The organism is Stenotrophomonas sepilia, assembly GCF_003244875.1.
In the GTDB taxonomy this organism is placed as follows: domain Bacteria; phylum Pseudomonadota; class Gammaproteobacteria; order Xanthomonadales; family Xanthomonadaceae; genus Stenotrophomonas; species Stenotrophomonas sepilia.
Genome location: NZ_LXXZ01000004.1, coordinates 1 through 16,336, shown reverse-complemented (window position 1 = coordinate 16,336; position 16,336 = coordinate 1). Strand labels below are relative to the sequence as shown.

Annotated in this window: 11 protein-coding genes and 1 tRNA gene; all 12 read left to right on the top strand. The window is 63.5% G+C overall.

Annotated features, from left to right (window positions below; all coding sequences use genetic code 11):
• Positions 1-123: 123 nt before the first annotated feature.
• The 12 genes from A7X97_RS00650 (at position 124) to fusA (ending at position 16,242) form a co-directional block, all read left to right on the top strand.
• Positions 124-199: transfer RNA gene (locus A7X97_RS00650), tRNA-Trp, on the top strand.
• Positions 200-248: 49 nt separating this feature from the next.
• On the top strand, positions 249-662 hold the full coding sequence (gene secE / locus A7X97_RS00645; protein ID WP_004145202.1) for a preprotein translocase subunit SecE: 414 nt from the start codon (positions 249-251) through the stop codon (positions 660-662).
• Between the two features lie 10 nt (positions 663-672).
• Positions 673-1,233: a transcription termination/antitermination protein NusG gene (gene nusG / locus A7X97_RS00640; RefSeq protein WP_004154362.1), complete on the top strand. Its 561-nt coding sequence runs from the start codon at positions 673-675 to the stop codon at positions 1,231-1,233.
• Positions 1,234-1,532: 299 nt separating this feature from the next.
• Entirely contained in the window at positions 1,533-1,961 is a 429-nt protein-coding gene (gene rplK, locus A7X97_RS00635) for a 50S ribosomal protein L11 (RefSeq protein ID WP_004145248.1), read from the top strand.
• Positions 1,962-1,965: 4 nt separating this feature from the next.
• Positions 1,966-2,664 (top strand): 50S ribosomal protein L1, encoded by a 699-nt coding sequence (rplA, locus tag A7X97_RS00630; protein ID WP_005415407.1) that lies wholly within the window; start codon positions 1,966-1,968, stop codon positions 2,662-2,664.
• A 387-nt stretch (positions 2,665-3,051) separates the two neighbouring features.
• Positions 3,052-3,588: a 50S ribosomal protein L10 gene (rplJ, locus tag A7X97_RS00620; RefSeq protein WP_010480377.1), complete on the top strand. Its 537-nt coding sequence runs from the start codon at positions 3,052-3,054 to the stop codon at positions 3,586-3,588.
• 63 nt (positions 3,589-3,651) lie between these two features.
• On the top strand, positions 3,652-4,020 hold the full coding sequence (gene rplL / locus A7X97_RS00615; protein ID WP_005415408.1) for a 50S ribosomal protein L7/L12: 369 nt from the start codon (positions 3,652-3,654) through the stop codon (positions 4,018-4,020).
• Between the two features lie 328 nt (positions 4,021-4,348).
• Positions 4,349-8,503, top strand: coding sequence for a DNA-directed RNA polymerase subunit beta (gene rpoB, locus A7X97_RS00610; protein ID WP_005415409.1), 4,155 nt, complete (start codon positions 4,349-4,351; stop codon positions 8,501-8,503).
• An 87-nt stretch (positions 8,504-8,590) separates the two neighbouring features.
• On the top strand, positions 8,591-12,814 hold the full coding sequence (gene rpoC / locus A7X97_RS00605) for a DNA-directed RNA polymerase subunit beta' (RefSeq protein ID WP_061480645.1): 4,224 nt from the start codon (positions 8,591-8,593) through the stop codon (positions 12,812-12,814).
• A 284-nt stretch (positions 12,815-13,098) separates the two neighbouring features.
• Positions 13,099-13,473 (top strand): 30S ribosomal protein S12, encoded by a 375-nt coding sequence (rpsL, locus tag A7X97_RS00600; protein ID WP_004145320.1) that lies wholly within the window; start codon positions 13,099-13,101, stop codon positions 13,471-13,473.
• Between the two features lie 12 nt (positions 13,474-13,485).
• Complete coding sequence (gene rpsG, locus A7X97_RS00595; protein ID WP_004145321.1) at positions 13,486-13,959, top strand: 30S ribosomal protein S7; 474 nt, start codon at positions 13,486-13,488, stop codon at positions 13,957-13,959.
• 141 nt (positions 13,960-14,100) lie between these two features.
• Positions 14,101-16,242 carry an elongation factor G gene (fusA, locus tag A7X97_RS00590; RefSeq protein WP_072167920.1) on the top strand — a complete coding sequence of 714 codons (2,142 nt, stop codon included), beginning with the start codon at positions 14,101-14,103 and terminating at the stop codon, positions 16,240-16,242.
• Positions 16,243-16,336 lie beyond the last annotated feature (94 nt).

Below are 16,336 nucleotides of genomic sequence, written 5' to 3'. Positions count from 1 at the left end.
GTCTCGAAGATCATCGAGTAAGCCTGCAGTACCGGTGGTTGCATAGCGCCGCCGGTTACGCGAATGGCGGGCCGGGAACCTCGGTCCGCCTTCGCCGTCTAAGGGAAGGCAAGTTTTCAACGTACGCCAGTAGCTCAATTGGCAGAGCAGCGGTCTCCAAAACCGCAGGTTGGGGGTTCGAGTCCCTCCTGGCGTGCCATCTGCCCACCTTATCCAGCGGCCTGGGCCGCTAAAGCAGACACAGCCGGATGAATAGCAAGATCGAACACTCCAAGGACAACTCCGCCAACGGTGGAGATATCGTCAAGTATGTCGCCGCATCGCTGCTGGTGCTGGCCGGTCTGTTCGTCTGGTTCTGGTTCTCCGCCGACTCCGGTCGCGCCGCCCAGCTGGGTGCGTGGGCGGGTCAGCTGCGTGCATTGGCGGTCGTGGTCGGTCTGGTTGGCGGTATCGGCGTGTTCATGCTGACCGGCAAGGGGCGCGACACCCGCGAATTCCTCTCCGAGTCGCGCTTCGAACTGCGCAAGGTGGTCTGGCCTACGCGCCAGGAAGCCGTCCGCATGACCTGGGTCGTGATCGTCGTGGTGCTCATCCTCAGTCTTCTGCTGGGTGGCTTCGACTTCCTGATCCAGAAACTGACTCAGTGGTTCCTGAGCCGCTAAGGAGAATTGCATGAAGCGTTGGTACGTCGTTCACGCCTATTCGGGCTTCGAGAAGTCGGTGGCGCAGGCTCTGCGCGATCGCATCGTCCGTGACGGCATGGAAGAGCGCTTCGGCGACGTCCTGGTCCCGACCGAGGAAGTGGTCGAGATGCGCGCCGGCCAGAAGCGCCGTTCCGAGCGCAAGTTCTTCCCGGGTTACGTGCTGGTCCAGATCGAGACCCACGAGGAAGCCGGCATTCCGCGCATCGACAACGAAAGCTGGCATCTGGTCAAGGAAACCCCGCGGGTCATGGGCTTCATCGGCGGCACCGCCGATCGTCCGCTGCCGATCGCCGATTCCGAGGCCGAAGCCATCCTGAATCGCGTTCAGGAAGGTGTCGAGAAGCCGCGTCCGAAGGTGCTGTTCGAGCCGGGCCAGATGGTCCGCGTCACCGACGGTCCGTTCAACGATTTCAATGGCGTCGTCGAAGAAGTCAACTACGAGAAGAGCCGTCTGCGCGTCTCGGTGCTGATCTTCGGTCGTGCCACTCCGGTCGAGCTCGAGTTCGGCCAGGTCGAAAAGGCCGTCTGACCTGTCCTGTCGAGTCGAGCCATGCTCGACTCCGGGGTCTGGATGGCGCGGTAGTCGGGCATGGCTCGACTCTCCAAAGGGAACCGGGCCTGGCCCGGTTCCGTTCGTTTACCTGCCGCTTCAGGCATGTGAAGAAAAAACCTGTTATAGTGCGCGGCTCCCCGCTGGGGAAGCCAGCAGGACGAGGCCGCCGCAAGGTGGCCTTCAGCATGATTTCAAAACGCGATGCCGGGACGCGTGATTCCCGGTCCGATGGGGAGCCTGTTGTCGAAAGGCGCTAGCACCCGGAGAGCACTCACATGGCAAAGAAAGTTGTCGGTTACATCAAGCTGCAGGTGAAGGCCGGTCAGGCCAACCCCTCGCCGCCGGTCGGTCCTGCGCTGGGTCAGCGTGGCCTGAACATCATGGAATTCTGCAAGGCGTTCAACGCTGCCACGCAGAAGCTCGAGCCGGGTCTGCCGGTTCCGGTGATCATCACGGCCTACTCGGACCGTACGTTCACCTTCATCACCAAGAGCACCCCGGCTACCACCCTGCTGAAGAAGGCCGCTGGCATCTCGTCGGGCTCCAAGCGCCCGAACACCGAGAAGGTCGGCAAGGTCACCCGTAAGCAGCTGGAAGAGATCGCCAAGGCGAAGGAACCGGATCTGACTGCCGCCGACCTGGACGCCGCCGTGCGTACCATCGCTGGCTCTGCCCGTTCCATGGGCCTCGTGGTGGAGGGTTAATAAGATGGCACAGACCAAGCGTGAGAAGGCCATCAAGGCCGCCGTCGTTCCGGGCAAGGCATACGCCTTCGAGGACGCGATCAACATCCTGAAGACCGCCACCAAGGCCAAGTTCGTCGAGTCGATCGACGTCGCCGTGCGCCTGGGCGTCGATGCGAAGAAGTCCGACCAGCAGGTCCGTGGCTCCACCGTGCTGCCGGCCGGTACCGGCAAGTCGGTCCGCGTCGCCGTGTTCGCTCCGGCCGGTGCCAAGGCTGACGAAGCCCTGGCTGCCGGCGCCGACGCCGTCGGTATGGATGACCTGGCCGAGAAGATGCAGGCCGGCGATCTGAACTACGACGTCGTCATCGCGACCCCGGACGCCATGCGCGTCGTCGGTAAGCTGGGCACCGTGCTGGGCCCGCGCGGCCTGATGCCGAACCCGAAGGTCGGCACCGTTTCCCCGAACCCGGGTGAAGCCGTGAAGAACGCCAAGTCGGGTCAGGTCCGTTACCGCACCGACAAGGCCGGCATCATCCACTGCACCATCGGCAAGGCCGACTTCGCCGAAGACGCGCTGAAGTCGAACCTGACCGCGCTGCTGCTGGACCTGATCAAGGCCAAGCCGGCCACCTCGAAGGGCACCTACCTGCAGAAGGTTTCGGTCAGCTCGACGATGGGCCCGGGCGTCACCGTCGACCAGTCGTCGCTGACCCTGAAGTAATTGTTTCAAGCGGTCACGGTGCCCCACGGTGCCGTGACCGTGACATTTGAAGGCATCGCTGGCAGTGCATCGCCCGCGGTAGCCGTCAAAGACCGCAGGCGCGGTCGTGGCAATACCGGCGACGGGCATGGAAGCTCGATCTGGCAAGGAGTCGCCGCCGGAGCAGTCAGGAGCGCTTAATCGATTCCCCGGAATCACCCTGCGTAGATGGTGCCCTTCTGGAGTTTTTCTGGTTCACGCACGTCTGGGTTTCCCAGGTTGGCCCACTCCAGGTCTAGAACGGCCCACCCCCGGAACATCATCCCGATGTTCCCGGCGTCCAGGATGGATGCCGCACAGGACCGCACACGGCAGGAGCCGTAAGCGGAGTTCAATAGGAGGAGTGCAATGGCTCTCAATCTGTCCCAGAAGCAAGAAGTAGTCGCCGAGCTGGCAGACGTCGCCGCCAAGGCCCACTCCTTGATCGCAGCCGAATACGCTGGCACCACGGTCGCCCAGATGACCGCGATGCGCAAGCAGGCTCGTGAAACCGGTGTTTTCTTGAAGGTTGTCAAGAACACCCTGGCTTCGCGCGCCGTTGAAGGCACCGAGTTCGCAGTCGCCCAGGACCAGATGGTTGGTCCGCTGCTGTACGCGTTCTCGCTCGAGGAGCCCGGCGCTGCCGGTCGCCTGATCAAGGAAGCCGCCAAGGGCAACGACAAGCTGAAGGCTAAGGTCGTCGCCATCGGTGGCGAAGTGTTCCCGGCAAGCCACGTCGAAGTGCTGGCCTCGCTGCCGACCCGCGACCAGGCCCTGGCCATGCTGGCCCGCGTCCTGACCGAGCCGGTCACGATGTTTGCCCGCGCCATCAAGGCCGTTGGCGAGAAGCAGGGTGGTGGCGATGTCGCCGCTGACGCTGCCGAGCCGGCCGCCGAGACCGCCTGAGTTTCGACTTACCGTGGTTCCTGACGGAACCTCAATCCAGAAAATCATCCAAAGGTATTAATCATGTCCCTTACCAACGAACAGATCGTCGACGCCATCGCCGAGAAGTCCCTGATGGAAGTGATGGAGCTGGTCAAGGCCATCGAAGAGAAGTTCGGCGTCTCCGCCGCTGCTCCGGTTGCCGTGGCTGCTGCCGCTGGCCCGGCTGCTGCTGTTGAAGAGCAGACCGAATTCGTCGTCACCCTGAAGACTGCCGGCGAGAAGAAGGTCGAAGTCATCAAGGCCGTCCGCGCCATCACCGGCCTGGGCCTGAAGGAAGCGAAGGACCTGGCCGAAGCCGGCGGCGTCCTGAAGGACAACGCTTCGAAGGAAGAAGCCGAGAAGATGAAGAAGGACCTGGAAGCTGCTGGCGCGACTGTCGAAGTCAAGTAAGCAGTTACCTTGCATCGTCACCGATTCGCGGCGATGCAGCCAAGGCTGGGGGCGTAAGCCCCCGGCCTTTGGTCGTTGTTGCGGTGTTGTAGATCCGCGCCATGCGTGGATGTGAAAAATGCAGGAAAAAGCCCAACACGGGCTGCAGTCAAACCCCGGCAGGCCAGCGCCGAGCGCGGCAGCGGGGGAGTGGTAGCAGACGAGTTGGCAGTTGGAAGTAGCGGGAGAAGGCGTGCTGGTGCCGGCAATACCAGCGACTTCCAACTGACAATTTCAAGTTCCCTTCGGATCGTGGGCGCACGATCCGCACAACAAGGTGGAAGACCTCATGACGTCCTATTCGTTCACCGAAAAAAAGCGTATCCGCAAGGATTTCGGCAAGCAGCGCTCGATTCTCGAAGTGCCGTTCCTGCTCGCCATCCAGGTGGATTCCTATCGTGAATTCCTGCAGGAAAACGTCGATCCGGCCAAGCGCACGGACCACGGCCTGCACGCTGCGCTGAAGTCGGTCTTCCCGATCGCCAGCTACAGCGGCAACGCTGCCCTGGAATACGTCGGCTACAAGCTGGGCGAACCGGTCTTCGACGAGCGTGAGTGCCGCCAGCGCGGCATGAGCTACGGCGCCCCGCTGCGCGTGACCGTGCGCCTGGTGATCTACGACCGTGAGTCGTCGACCAAGGCCATCAAGTACGTGAAGGAGCAGGAGGTCTATCTGGGCGAAATCCCGCTGATGACCGAGAACGGCACCTTCATCGTCAACGGCACCGAGCGCGTCATCGTCTCCCAGCTGCACCGCTCGCCGGGCGTGTTCTTCGACCACGACCGTGGCAAGACCCACAGCTCGGGCAAGCTGCTGTACAGCGCCCGCATCATTCCCTACCGCGGCTCCTGGCTGGACTTCGAGTTCGACCCGAAGGACGCGCTGTTCACCCGTATCGACCGCCGCCGCAAGCTGCCGGTGTCGATCCTGCTGCGCGCGCTCGGCTACAGCAACGAAGAGATGCTGGCCGAGTTCTTCGAGATCAACACCTTCCACATCAACCCGGATGAAGGCGTCCAGCTGGAGCTGGTGCCGGAGCGCCTGCGTGGCGAGACCCTGGGCTTCGACCTCGCCGACGGCGACAAGGTCATCGTGGAAGCCGGCAAGCGCATCACCGCGCGCCACATCAAGCAGCTGGAAGCCTCGGGCATCGCCGCCCTGGCCGTGCCGGACGACTACATCGTCGGCCGCATCCTGTCGCACGACGTGGTCGATGCCTCGACCGGCGAACTGCTGGCCCAGGCCAACGACGAGATCACGGACGAGCAGCTGCAGGCCTTCCGCAAGGCCGGTGTGGATGCCGTGGGCACCCTGTGGGTGAACGACCTGGATCGTGGCCCGTACCTGTCCAACACCCTGCGTATCGACCCGACCAAGACCCAGCTGGAAGCCCTGGTCGAGATCTACCGCATGATGCGTCCGGGCGAGCCGCCGACCAAGGATGCCGCGCAGAACCTGTTCCACAACCTGTTCTTCACCTTCGAGCGCTACGACCTGTCCGCGGTCGGCCGCATGAAGTTCAACCGTCGCGTGGGCCGCAAGGAAACCACCGGCGAAGCCGTGCTGTACGACAGCAAGTACTTCGGCGAGCGCAACGACGAAGAGTCCAAGCGCCTGGTCGCTGCCCACGGCGAAAGCTCCGACATCCTGGACGTGATCAAGGTCCTGACCGAGATCCGCAACGGTCGCGGCGTGGTCGACGACATCGATCACCTGGGCAACCGTCGCGTGCGTTCGGTCGGCGAAATGGCCGAGAACGTGTTCCGCGTCGGCCTGGTCCGCGTCGAGCGTGCGGTCAAGGAGCGCCTGTCGATGGCCGAATCGGAAGGCCTGACCCCGCAGGAACTGATCAACGCCAAGCCGGTCGCCGCTGCCATCAAGGAGTTCTTCGGCTCCTCGCAGCTGTCGCAGTTCATGGACCAGAACAACCCGCTGTCGGAAGTGACGCACAAGCGTCGCGTCTCGGCCCTGGGCCCGGGCGGCCTGACCCGTGAGCGCGCCGGCTTCGAAGTGCGCGACGTGCACCCGACCCATTACGGCCGCGTCTGCACCATCGAAACCCCGGAAGGCCCGAACATCGGCCTGATCAACTCGCTGGCCGTGTACGCCCGCACCAACAAGTACGGTTTCCTCGAGACCCCGTACCGCAAGGTCGTGGACGGCAAGGTCTATGACGAAGTCGAGTTCCTGTCGGCCATTGAAGAGAACGAGTACGTCATTGCGCAGGCCAACGCGCTGACCGACGCCAAGGGCACCCTGACCGAGCAGTTCGTTCCGTGCCGCTTCCAGGGCGAATCGCTGCTGAAGCCGCCGGCGGAAGTCCACTTCATGGACGTTTCGCCGATGCAGACCGTCTCGATCGCGGCCGCGCTGGTTCCGTTCCTGGAGCACGATGACGCGAACCGCGCACTGATGGGCGCCAACATGCAGCGTCAGGCCGTGCCGACCCTGCGTTCGCAGAAGCCGCTGGTCGGTACCGGCATCGAGCGCGCCGTGGCGCGTGACTCGGGTGTGACCGTGAACGCCCGTCGTGGTGGTGAGATCGTGCAGATCGACGCCGCCCGCATCGTGGTCAAGGTCAATGAGGAAGAGATCGTTGGCGCCACCGACGCCGGCGTGGACATCTACAACCTGGTCAAGTACACCCGGTCGAACCAGAACACCTGCATCAACCAGCGTCCGCTGGTCCAGGTGGGTGACGTCATCGCCCGCGGTGACGTGCTGGCCGACGGTCCGTCCACCGACATCGGCGAGCTGGCCCTGGGCCAGAACATGCTGATCGCGTTCATGCCGTGGAACGGCTACAACTTCGAAGACTCCATCCTGCTCTCCGAGCGCGTGGTGGAAGAGGATCGCTACACCACGATCCACATCGAAGAGCTGACCTGCGTCGCGCGTGACACCAAGCTGGGGCCGGAGGAAATCTCCGCCGACATCCCGAACGTCTCCGAGCAGGCGCTGAACCGCCTGGACGAGAGCGGCGTGGTGTACATCGGTGCCGAAGTGCGCGCCGGCGACATCCTGGTCGGCAAGGTCACCCCGAAGGGCGAAAGCCAGCTGACCCCGGAAGAGAAGCTGCTGCGCGCGATCTTCGGCGAGAAGGCTTCGGACGTTAAGGACAGCTCGCTGCGCGTTCCGCCGGGCATGGACGGCACCGTCATCGACGTGCAGGTCTTCACCCGCGACGGCATCGAGAAGGACAAGCGCGCGCGCCAGATCGAAGAGTCCGAAATCAAGCGCGTCAAGAAGGACTTCGATGACCAGTTCCGCATCCTGGAAGCGGCCATCTACATGCGTCTGCGTTCGCAGATCGTGGGCAAGGTGGTCAATGGTGGTGCTGGCCTGAAGAAGGGTGACGTGATCACCGACGCCTTCCTCGACGGCCTGAAGAAGTCTGACTGGTTCGCCCTGCGCATGAAGGACGAGGACGCCTCGGAAGCCATCGAGCGCGCCCAGAAGCAGATCCAGGCGCACGAGAAGGAATTCGAGCGTCGCTTCGCCGACAAGCGCGGCAAGATCACCGCGGGCGACGACCTCGCCCCGGGCGTGCTGAAGATGGTCAAGGTGTTCCTGGCGGTGAAGCGCCGCATCCAGCCGGGCGACAAGATGGCAGGCCGCCACGGCAACAAGGGTGTGGTGTCCAACGTGGTGCCGGTCGAGGACATGCCGTACATGGCCTCGGGCGAGACCGTGGACATCGTGCTGAACCCGCTGGGCGTGCCGTCGCGTATGAACATCGGCCAGATCCTGGAAGTGCACCTGGGCTGGGCCGCCAAGGGCCTGGGTCGCAAGATCCAGGCGATGCTGGAAGCCCAGGCCGCGGTGGCCGACCTGCGCAAGTTCCTGGACGACATCTACAACCACGACGACACCAACGTGGCCAACCGTGTCGACCTGTCGCAGTTCAGCGACGAGGAACTGCTGCGCCTGGCCCGCAACCTGACCGACGGCGTGCCGATGGCCACCCCGGTCTTCGACGGCGCCACCGAAGCGGAAATCAAGCGCATGCTGGAACTGGCCGACCTGCCGAGCAGTGGCCAGACCCAGCTGTACGACGGCCGCACCGGTGAAGCCTTCGACCGCCATACCACCGTCGGTTACATGCACTACCTGAAGCTGAACCACCTGGTCGACGACAAGATGCACGCCCGTTCGACCGGTCCGTACTCGCTCGTCACCCAGCAGCCGCTGGGCGGCAAGGCGCAGTTCGGCGGCCAGCGCTTCGGTGAAATGGAAGTCTGGGCGCTGGAAGCCTACGGCGCGGCCTACACCCTGCAGGAAATGCTGACGGTGAAGTCCGATGACGTGCAGGGCCGCAACCAGATGTACAAGAACATCGTCGACGGCGAGCACGAGATGGTCGCGGGCATGCCGGAATCCTTCAACGTGCTCGTGAAGGAAATCCGCTCGCTGGCCATCAACATGGAACTGGAAGACAACTGATCCATGCCGGCGCGGCGGTCCGCCGCCGCGCCGCTGGCAGTGAACTGAAAGCCCATCGACACAGCATTCCTCCTTCTGGAGAACACCATGAAAGACCTGCTCAACCTCTTCAACCAGCAGCGCCAGACGCTGGACTTCGACGCGATCAAGATCGCGCTGGCCTCGCCGGACCTGATCCGTTCGTGGTCCTTCGGCGAAGTGAAGAAGCCGGAAACCATCAACTACCGTACCTTCAAGCCGGAACGCGACGGCCTGTTCTGCGCCGCCATCTTCGGCCCGGTGAAGGACTACGAGTGCCTGTGCGGCAAGTACAAGCGCATGAAGCACCGCGGCGTGGTCTGCGAAAAGTGCGGCACCGAAGTGACCCTGGCCAAGGTGCGTCGTGAGCGCATGGGCCACATCGACCTGGCTTCGCCGGTCGCGCACATCTGGTTCCTCAAGTCGCTGCCGTCGCGCATTGGCCTGATGCTGGACATGACCCTGCGCGACATCGAGCGCGTGCTGTACTTCGAAGCGTACGTGGTGACCGAGCCGGGCCTGACCGCCCTGGAGCGCCGCCAGCTGCTGACCGAAGAACAGTACCTGCAGGCCCGCCAGGAGCACGGCGACGACTTCGACGCCGCCATGGGCGCCGAGGCCGTCTACGAACTGCTGCGCACGATCGACCTGCAGTCGGAGATGACCCGCCTGCGCGAGGAGATCGCCGCTACCGGTTCGGAAACCAAGCTCAAGCGCCTCACCAAGCGCATCAAGCTGATCGAAGCCTTCCTGGAATCGGGCAACCGTCCGGAATGGATGGTCATGACCGTGCTGCCGGTGCTGCCGCCGGACCTGCGTCCGCTGGTCCCGCTGGATGGCGGCCGCTTCGCGACCTCCGACCTGAACGACCTGTACCGCCGCGTCATCAACCGCAACAACCGCCTGCGCCGCCTGCTCGAACTGAGCGCGCCGGACATCATCGTGCGCAATGAAAAGCGCATGCTGCAGGAATCGGTCGATGCACTGCTGGACAACGGCCGCCGCGGTCGTGCCATCACCGGCACCAACAAGCGCCCGCTGAAGTCGCTGGCCGACATGATCAAGGGCAAGCAGGGCCGCTTCCGCCAGAACCTGCTCGGCAAGCGCGTCGACTACTCGGGCCGTTCGGTCATCGTGGTCGGCCCGTACCTGCGCCTGCACCAGTGCGGCCTGCCGAAGAAGATGGCGCTTGAGCTGTTCAAGCCGTTCGTCTTCGCCAAGCTGCAGCGTCGTGGCCTGGCCACCACCATCAAGGCCGCCAAGAAGCTGGTCGAGCGCGAAGAAGCCGAAGTCTGGGACATCCTGGAAGAGGTCATCCGCGAGCATCCGGTGATGCTGAACCGTGCGCCGACCCTGCACCGCCTGGGCATCCAGGCGTTCGAGCCGGTACTGATCGAGGGCAAGGCCATCCAGCTGCACCCGCTGGTCTGCACCGCGTTCAACGCCGACTTCGACGGTGACCAGATGGCCGTCCACGTGCCGCTCTCGCTGGAAGCCCAGCTGGAAGCGCGTGCGCTGATGATGTCGACCAACAACATCCTGTCGCCGGCCAACGGCGAGCCGATCATCGTGCCGTCGCAGGACGTCGTGCTGGGTCTGTACTACATGACCCGCTCGCTGGAGAACAAGAAGGGCGAGGGCATGGCCTTCGCCAACATCGCCGAAGTCAAGCGCGCCTACGACAACCGCGTGGTGGAACTGCACGCCAAGGTCAAGGTCCGCATCACCGAGGTGGTGACCGACGAAGACGGCAACAAGCAGAACAAGACCTCGATCGTGGACACCACGATCGGTCGCGCCCTGCTGGCTGAAATCCTGCCGGAAGGCCTGCCGTTCGCGCTGGCCAATGTCGAGCTGACCAAGAAGAACATCAGCCGCCTGATCAACTCCAGCTACCGCCAGCTCGGCCTGAAGGACACGGTCGTGTTCGCCGACAAGCTGATGTACACCGGCTTCGCCTATGCGACCCGCGCCGGCGTCTCGATCGGCATCGACGACATGCTGATCCCGGACGAGAAGAAGGGCATCCTCACCGAGGCCGAAGCCGAAGTGCTGGAAATCCAGGAGCAGTACCAGTCGGGCCTGGTCACCGCCGGCGAGCGCTACAACAAGGTGGTCGACATCTGGTCGCGCACCAACGAGCGCATCGCCAAGGCGATGATGGACACCATCGGTACCGAGAAGGTCGTCAATGCCAAGGGCGAGACCATCGACCAGAAGTCGATGAACTCGCTGTACATCATGGCCGACTCCGGTGCGCGTGGTTCGCAGGCGCAGATCCGTCAGCTGGCCGGCATGCGTGGCCTGATGGCCCGCCCGGACGGCTCGATCATCGAGACGCCCATCAAGGCGAACTTCCGCGAAGGCCTGAACGTGCAGGAGTACTTCAACTCCACCCACGGTGCCCGTAAGGGTCTGGCCGATACCGCGCTGAAGACCGCGAACTCGGGTTACCTGACCCGTCGCCTGGTCGACGTGGCGCAGGACGTGGTGATCACCGAAGTGGATTGCGGTACCACCGAAGGCCTGATCATGACCCCGATCGTGGAAGGCGGCGACGTGGTCGAGCCGCTGAAGGATCGCGTGCTGGGCCGCGTGGTTGCCGAGGACGTGTTCCTGCCGGGCAACGACGAAGATCCGATCGTCACCCGCAACACCCTGCTGGACGAAGCCTGGGTTGCCAAGCTGGAAGATGCCGGCGTGCAGACCATCAAGGTCCGCTCGACCATCTCCTGTGAATCGGCCTTCGGTGTCTGCTCGCGCTGCTACGGCCGCGACCTGGCGCGTGGCCACCTGGTCAACATCGGTGAAGCGGTCGGCGTCATCGCCGCCCAGTCCATCGGTGAGCCGGGTACCCAGCTGACCATGCGTACGTTCCACATCGGTGGTGCGGCGTCGCGAGCTGCTGCGGTCGACAACATCACCGTCAAGACCACCGGCTCGGTCAAGTTCAGCAACCTCAAGTCCGTGGAGCACGCCAACGGCTCGCTGGTGGCGGTGTCGCGCTCGGGCGAAATCTCGGTGCTCGATGCGCACGGCCGTGAGCGTGAGCGTTACAAGCTGCCGTACGGTGCGACCATCACGTCCAAGGACGGTGATGCGATCAAGGCTGGCCAGACCGTGGCCAACTGGGATCCGCATAACCACCCGATCGTGTCGGAAGTGGCCGGCTTCATCCGCTTCATCGACTTCGTCGACGGCGTCACCGTCATCGAGAAGACCGACGAGCTGACCGGCCTGGCCTCGCGCGAAATCACCGATCCGAAGCGTCGTGGTACCCAGGCCAAGGACCTGCGCCCGATCGTGCGCATCGTCGACGCCAAGGGCAACGACCTGTCGATCCCGGGCACCGACCTGCCGGCGCAGTACCTGCTGCCGCCGCGTTCGATCGTCAACCTGCAGGACGGCGCCCCGGTGGGCGTGGGCGACGTCGTCGCCAAGATCCCGCAGGAAGCGTCGAAGACCCGCGACATCACCGGTGGTCTGCCGCGCGTGGCCGACCTGTTCGAAGCGCGCAAGCCGAAGGATCCAGCGGTGCTGGCCGAGCGTTCGGGCATCATCAGCTTCGGCAAGGACACCAAGGGCAAGCAGCGCCTGATCATCAAGGACACTGATGGTTCGGAGCACGAAGAGCTGATCCCGAAGTACCGCCAGGTCATCGTGTTCGAAGGCGAGCATGTCACCAAGGGTGAAACCATCGTGGACGGCGAGCCGAGCCCGCAGGACATCCTGCGCCTGCTGGGTGTCGAGCCGCTGGCTGCCTACCTGGTCAAGGAAATCCAGGACGTGTACCGCCTGCAGGGCGTGAAGATCAACGACAAGCACATCGAGGTGATCACCCGCCAGATGCTGCGCAAGGTCGAGATCACCGACCAGGGCAGCAGCAAGTTCCTGAACGGCGAACAGGTGGAGCGCCAGCGCGTTATCGAGGAGAATGCGCGCCTGTCGACCCGCAACGAACTGCCGGCGCGCTTCGATCCGGTCCTGCTGGGTATCACCAAGGCCTCGCTGGCGACCGAATCGTTCATCTCGGCGGCCTCCTTCCAGGAGACCACCCGAGTGCTGACCGAGGCTGCCGTCCGCGGTACCAAGGACAACCTGCGTGGCCTGAAGGAAAACGTCATCGTCGGCCGCCTGATTCCGGCCGGTACCGGCCTGTCCTACCACAGCAGCCGCCGTCGCGGCGCTTCCGGTCTCACCGACTCGGAAATGCAGACCCTGGCCGGCACCCCGGCTGCGGTCGAGTCCCCGGTGGTTGAAGCCGAAGCTGAACAGGCCTCGGGCGAAGAATGAGGTATCCGGTCCGGCCGCAAGGCCGGACCACCCCGTCGGTCCATCGATGGGATTGGGAAAGGGCAGGGGAGATCGTCCGCGATCGACCCAGCCAACCTGAACGGGGTACATGGAGGCCCCCCAGTAACGTCCCGGGATCAGGGACGGGCTTGACAGGAGGCGTTTGACTGCTTTCCTTGCAGGTTGCTACAATCGTCTGTCTCAGCAGGCCAAAATTTCGGCCTGCTTTAACATTTCCGCATCTCTGGCCGGATTTTCCGGCCACCAATCAGAAGAACCTACTGATGGCGACGATCAACCAGCTGGTCCGCAAGCCGCGGCAAGCGACCACCTACAAGAGTGCCTCGCCGGCGCTCGACAAGTGCCCGCAGCGCCGTGGCGTCTGCACCCGTGTCTACACCACCACTCCGAAGAAGCCGAACTCGGCTCTGCGCAAGGTTGCCAAGGTCCGCCTGACCAACCAGGAAGAAGTGATTTCCTACATCGGTGGTGAAGGCCACAACCTGCAGGAGCACTCCGTGGTCCTGATCCGCGGCGGTCGCGTCAAGGACCTGCCGGGTGTGCGTTACCACACCGTTCGTGGCTCGCTCGACGCCGCCGGCGTTGCCAAGCGTCGCCAGGCCCGTTCCAAGTACGGCGCCAAGCGTCCGAAGGCATAAGGAGAGAGCACTATGTCGCGTAAGGGTAATACTCCGCAGCGTTCCGTCCTGCCCGATCCGAAGCACGGAAGCGAAACCATCGCCCGTTTCATCAACATGGTCATGCAGAGCGGCAAGAAGTCCGTCGCCGAAAAGATCGTGTACGGCGCCATGGACGTGATCACCGAGAAGAACAGCAGCGCCAACGCCATTGAACTGGTGCAGAAGGCTCTGGACAACGTCGCTCCGGCGGTCGAAGTCAAGTCGCGCCGCGTCGGTGGTGCCACCTACCAGGTGCCGGTCGAAGTGCGTTCGTCGCGCAAGATGGCCCTGGCCATGCGCTGGCTGATCGACTCCGCGCGCAAGCGTGGTGAGAACACCATGCCGAAGAAGCTGGCTGCTGAACTGATCGACGCCTCGGAAAACCGCGGCGGCGCCATCAAGAAGCGCGAAGAAACCCACCGCATGGCCGAAGCCAACAAGGCATTCGCGCACTACCGCTGGTGAGTTTGACGGCCTTGTAAAACAGGCAGGGCAGCACCACTTCGGTGCGTGCTGCCTCGCGGTCCCAGAAGGACTGCGCCAATCCGAAGGCCGCCGAAAGGCGGCGTTCGGCCATCCGAAATCCAAGAAATCTGAGAGGCTCCCGTGGCCCGTTCCACTCCCATCGAGCGTTACCGTAACTTCGGCATCATGGCTCACATCGATGCCGGCAAGACCACCACGTCCGAGCGCATCCTGTTCTACACCGGCAAGAGCCACAAGATCGGTGAAGTGCACGACGGCGCCGCCACCATGGACTGGATGGAGCAGGAGCAGGAGCGTGGCATCACGATCCAGTCCGCTGCCACCACCGCGTTCTGGAAGGGCATGGACAAGTCCCTGCCGGAGCACCGCTTCAACATCATCGACACCCCCGGGCACGTCGACTTCACCATCGAAGTGGAGCGTTCGCTGCGCGTGCTCGACGGTGCCGTCTTCGTCCTGTGCGCCGTCGGTGGCGTGCAGCCGCAGTCGGAAACCGTGTGGCGCCAGGCAAACAAGTACCACGTGCCGCGCATCGCGTTCGTCAACAAGATGGACCGCACCGGTGCCAACTTCCAGAAGGTCGTCGGCCAGCTGAAGGCCAAGCTGGGTGCGGTTGCCGTGCCGATGCAGCTGCCGATCGGCGCTGAAGACAACTTCAAGGGCGTCGTCGACCTGCTGAAGATGAAGGCCATCCACTGGGATGAAGCTTCGCAGGGCATGAAGTTCGAATACAGCGACATCCCGGCCGAACTGCAGGGCCCGGCTGAAGAGGCTCGCCAGTTCATGGTCGAGACCGCTGCCGAAGCCAGCGAAGAGCTGATGGAAAAGTACCTGGGCGGCGAAGAGCTGGCCGAGGCTGAAATCATCAACGCCCTGCGTACCCGCACCCTGGCCACCGAGATCGTGCCGATGTACTGCGGCTCGGCCTTCAAGAACAAGGGCGTGCAGGCCATGCTGGACGGCGTGATCCAGCTGCTGCCGTCGCCGGTCGACGTGCCGGACGTGAAGGGCGTGGACGTTGACGACGACACCGTCGAAATGACCCGCAAGTCGGACGACAAGGCTCCGTTCTCGTCGCTGGCCTTCAAGATCATCACCGACCCGTTCGTCGGCGCGCTGACCTTCTTCCGTGTCTACTCGGGCACCCTGAACGGTGGCGACACCGTGCTGAACTCGGTGAAGGGCAAGAAGGAGCGCATCGGCCGCATCCTGCAGATGCACTCGAACAACCGCGAGGAAATCAAGGAAGTTCTGGCTGGTGACATCGCCGCTGCCGTGGGCCTGAAGGACACCACCACCGGTGACACCCTGTGCGCCGTGGACGCCCCGATCATCCTGGAGCGCATGACGTTCCCGGAGCCGGTGATCTCGATGGCCGTCGAGCCGAAGACCAAGTCGGACCAGGAAAAGATGGGCCTGGCCCTGGGCCGCCTGGCGCAGGAAGATCCGTCGTTCCGCGTCAAGACCGACGAAGAATCCGGCCAGACCATCATCTCGGGCATGGGCGAGCTGCACCTGGACATCATCGTTGACCGCCTGAAGCGCGAGTTCAACGTTGAAGCCAACGTCGGCGCGCCGCAGGTGGCCTACCGCGAAACCATCACCCTGGCCGACGTCAAGTCGGACTACAAGCACGCCAAGCAGTCCGGTGGTAAGGGTCAGTACGGTCACGTCGTGATCGAGCTGTCGCCGATCACCGCTGCCGACCGTGCCGATCCGAAGATCGCTCCGATGATCAAGGACGACTTCCTGTTCATCAACGACATCACCGGCGGCGTGATCCCGAAGGAATTCATCCCGTCGGTCGAGAAGGGCCTGCGCGAAACCATCACCAGCGGCCCGCTGGCTGGCTTCCCGGTCGTGGACGTCAAGGTGAAGCTGGTGTTCGGTTCGTACCACGACGTCGACTCCTCGGAAATGGCGTTCAAGCTGGCTTCGTCGATGGCCTTCAAGCAGGGCTTCGCCAAGGCCAAGCCGGTGCTGCTGGAGCCGATCATGAAGGTCGAGATCGTGACCCCGGAGGATTACCAGGGTGACGTGATGGGCGACGTCAGCCGTCGTCGCGGCGTGCTGCAGGGTTCCGACACCACCGGTGACGGTTCGGCCAGCATCATCAACGCGATGATCCCGCTGGGTGAAATGTTCGGCTACGCCACTGCGCTGCGTTCGCAGACCCAGGGCCGCGCCACCTTCACCATGGAATTCGATCACTACGAGCCGGCTCCGAGCAACATCGCCGAAGCCGTCATGAAGAAGGGCTGAGCCTCGCTCAGCCTCTCTTGAAACCACTTACGAACAATCAAGGTATAGAACAATGGCAAAGGGTAAGTTCGAACGCACCAAGCCGCACGTCAAC

Coding starts and splice junctions, on each gene's coding strand:
- secE (WP_004145202.1), top strand. CDS start 249: ATGAATAGCAAGATCGAACACTCCAAGGACAACTCCGCCAACGGTGGA.
- nusG (WP_004154362.1), top strand. CDS start 673: ATGAAGCGTTGGTACGTCGTTCACGCCTATTCGGGCTTCGAGAAGTCG.
- rplK (WP_004145248.1), top strand. CDS start 1,533: ATGGCAAAGAAAGTTGTCGGTTACATCAAGCTGCAGGTGAAGGCCGGT.
- rplA (WP_005415407.1), top strand. CDS start 1,966: ATGGCACAGACCAAGCGTGAGAAGGCCATCAAGGCCGCCGTCGTTCCG.
- rplJ (WP_010480377.1), top strand. CDS start 3,052: ATGGCTCTCAATCTGTCCCAGAAGCAAGAAGTAGTCGCCGAGCTGGCA.
- rplL (WP_005415408.1), top strand. CDS start 3,652: ATGTCCCTTACCAACGAACAGATCGTCGACGCCATCGCCGAGAAGTCC.
- rpoB (WP_005415409.1), top strand. CDS start 4,349: ATGACGTCCTATTCGTTCACCGAAAAAAAGCGTATCCGCAAGGATTTC.
- rpoC (WP_061480645.1), top strand. CDS start 8,591: ATGAAAGACCTGCTCAACCTCTTCAACCAGCAGCGCCAGACGCTGGAC.
- rpsL (WP_004145320.1), top strand. CDS start 13,099: ATGGCGACGATCAACCAGCTGGTCCGCAAGCCGCGGCAAGCGACCACC.
- rpsG (WP_004145321.1), top strand. CDS start 13,486: ATGTCGCGTAAGGGTAATACTCCGCAGCGTTCCGTCCTGCCCGATCCG.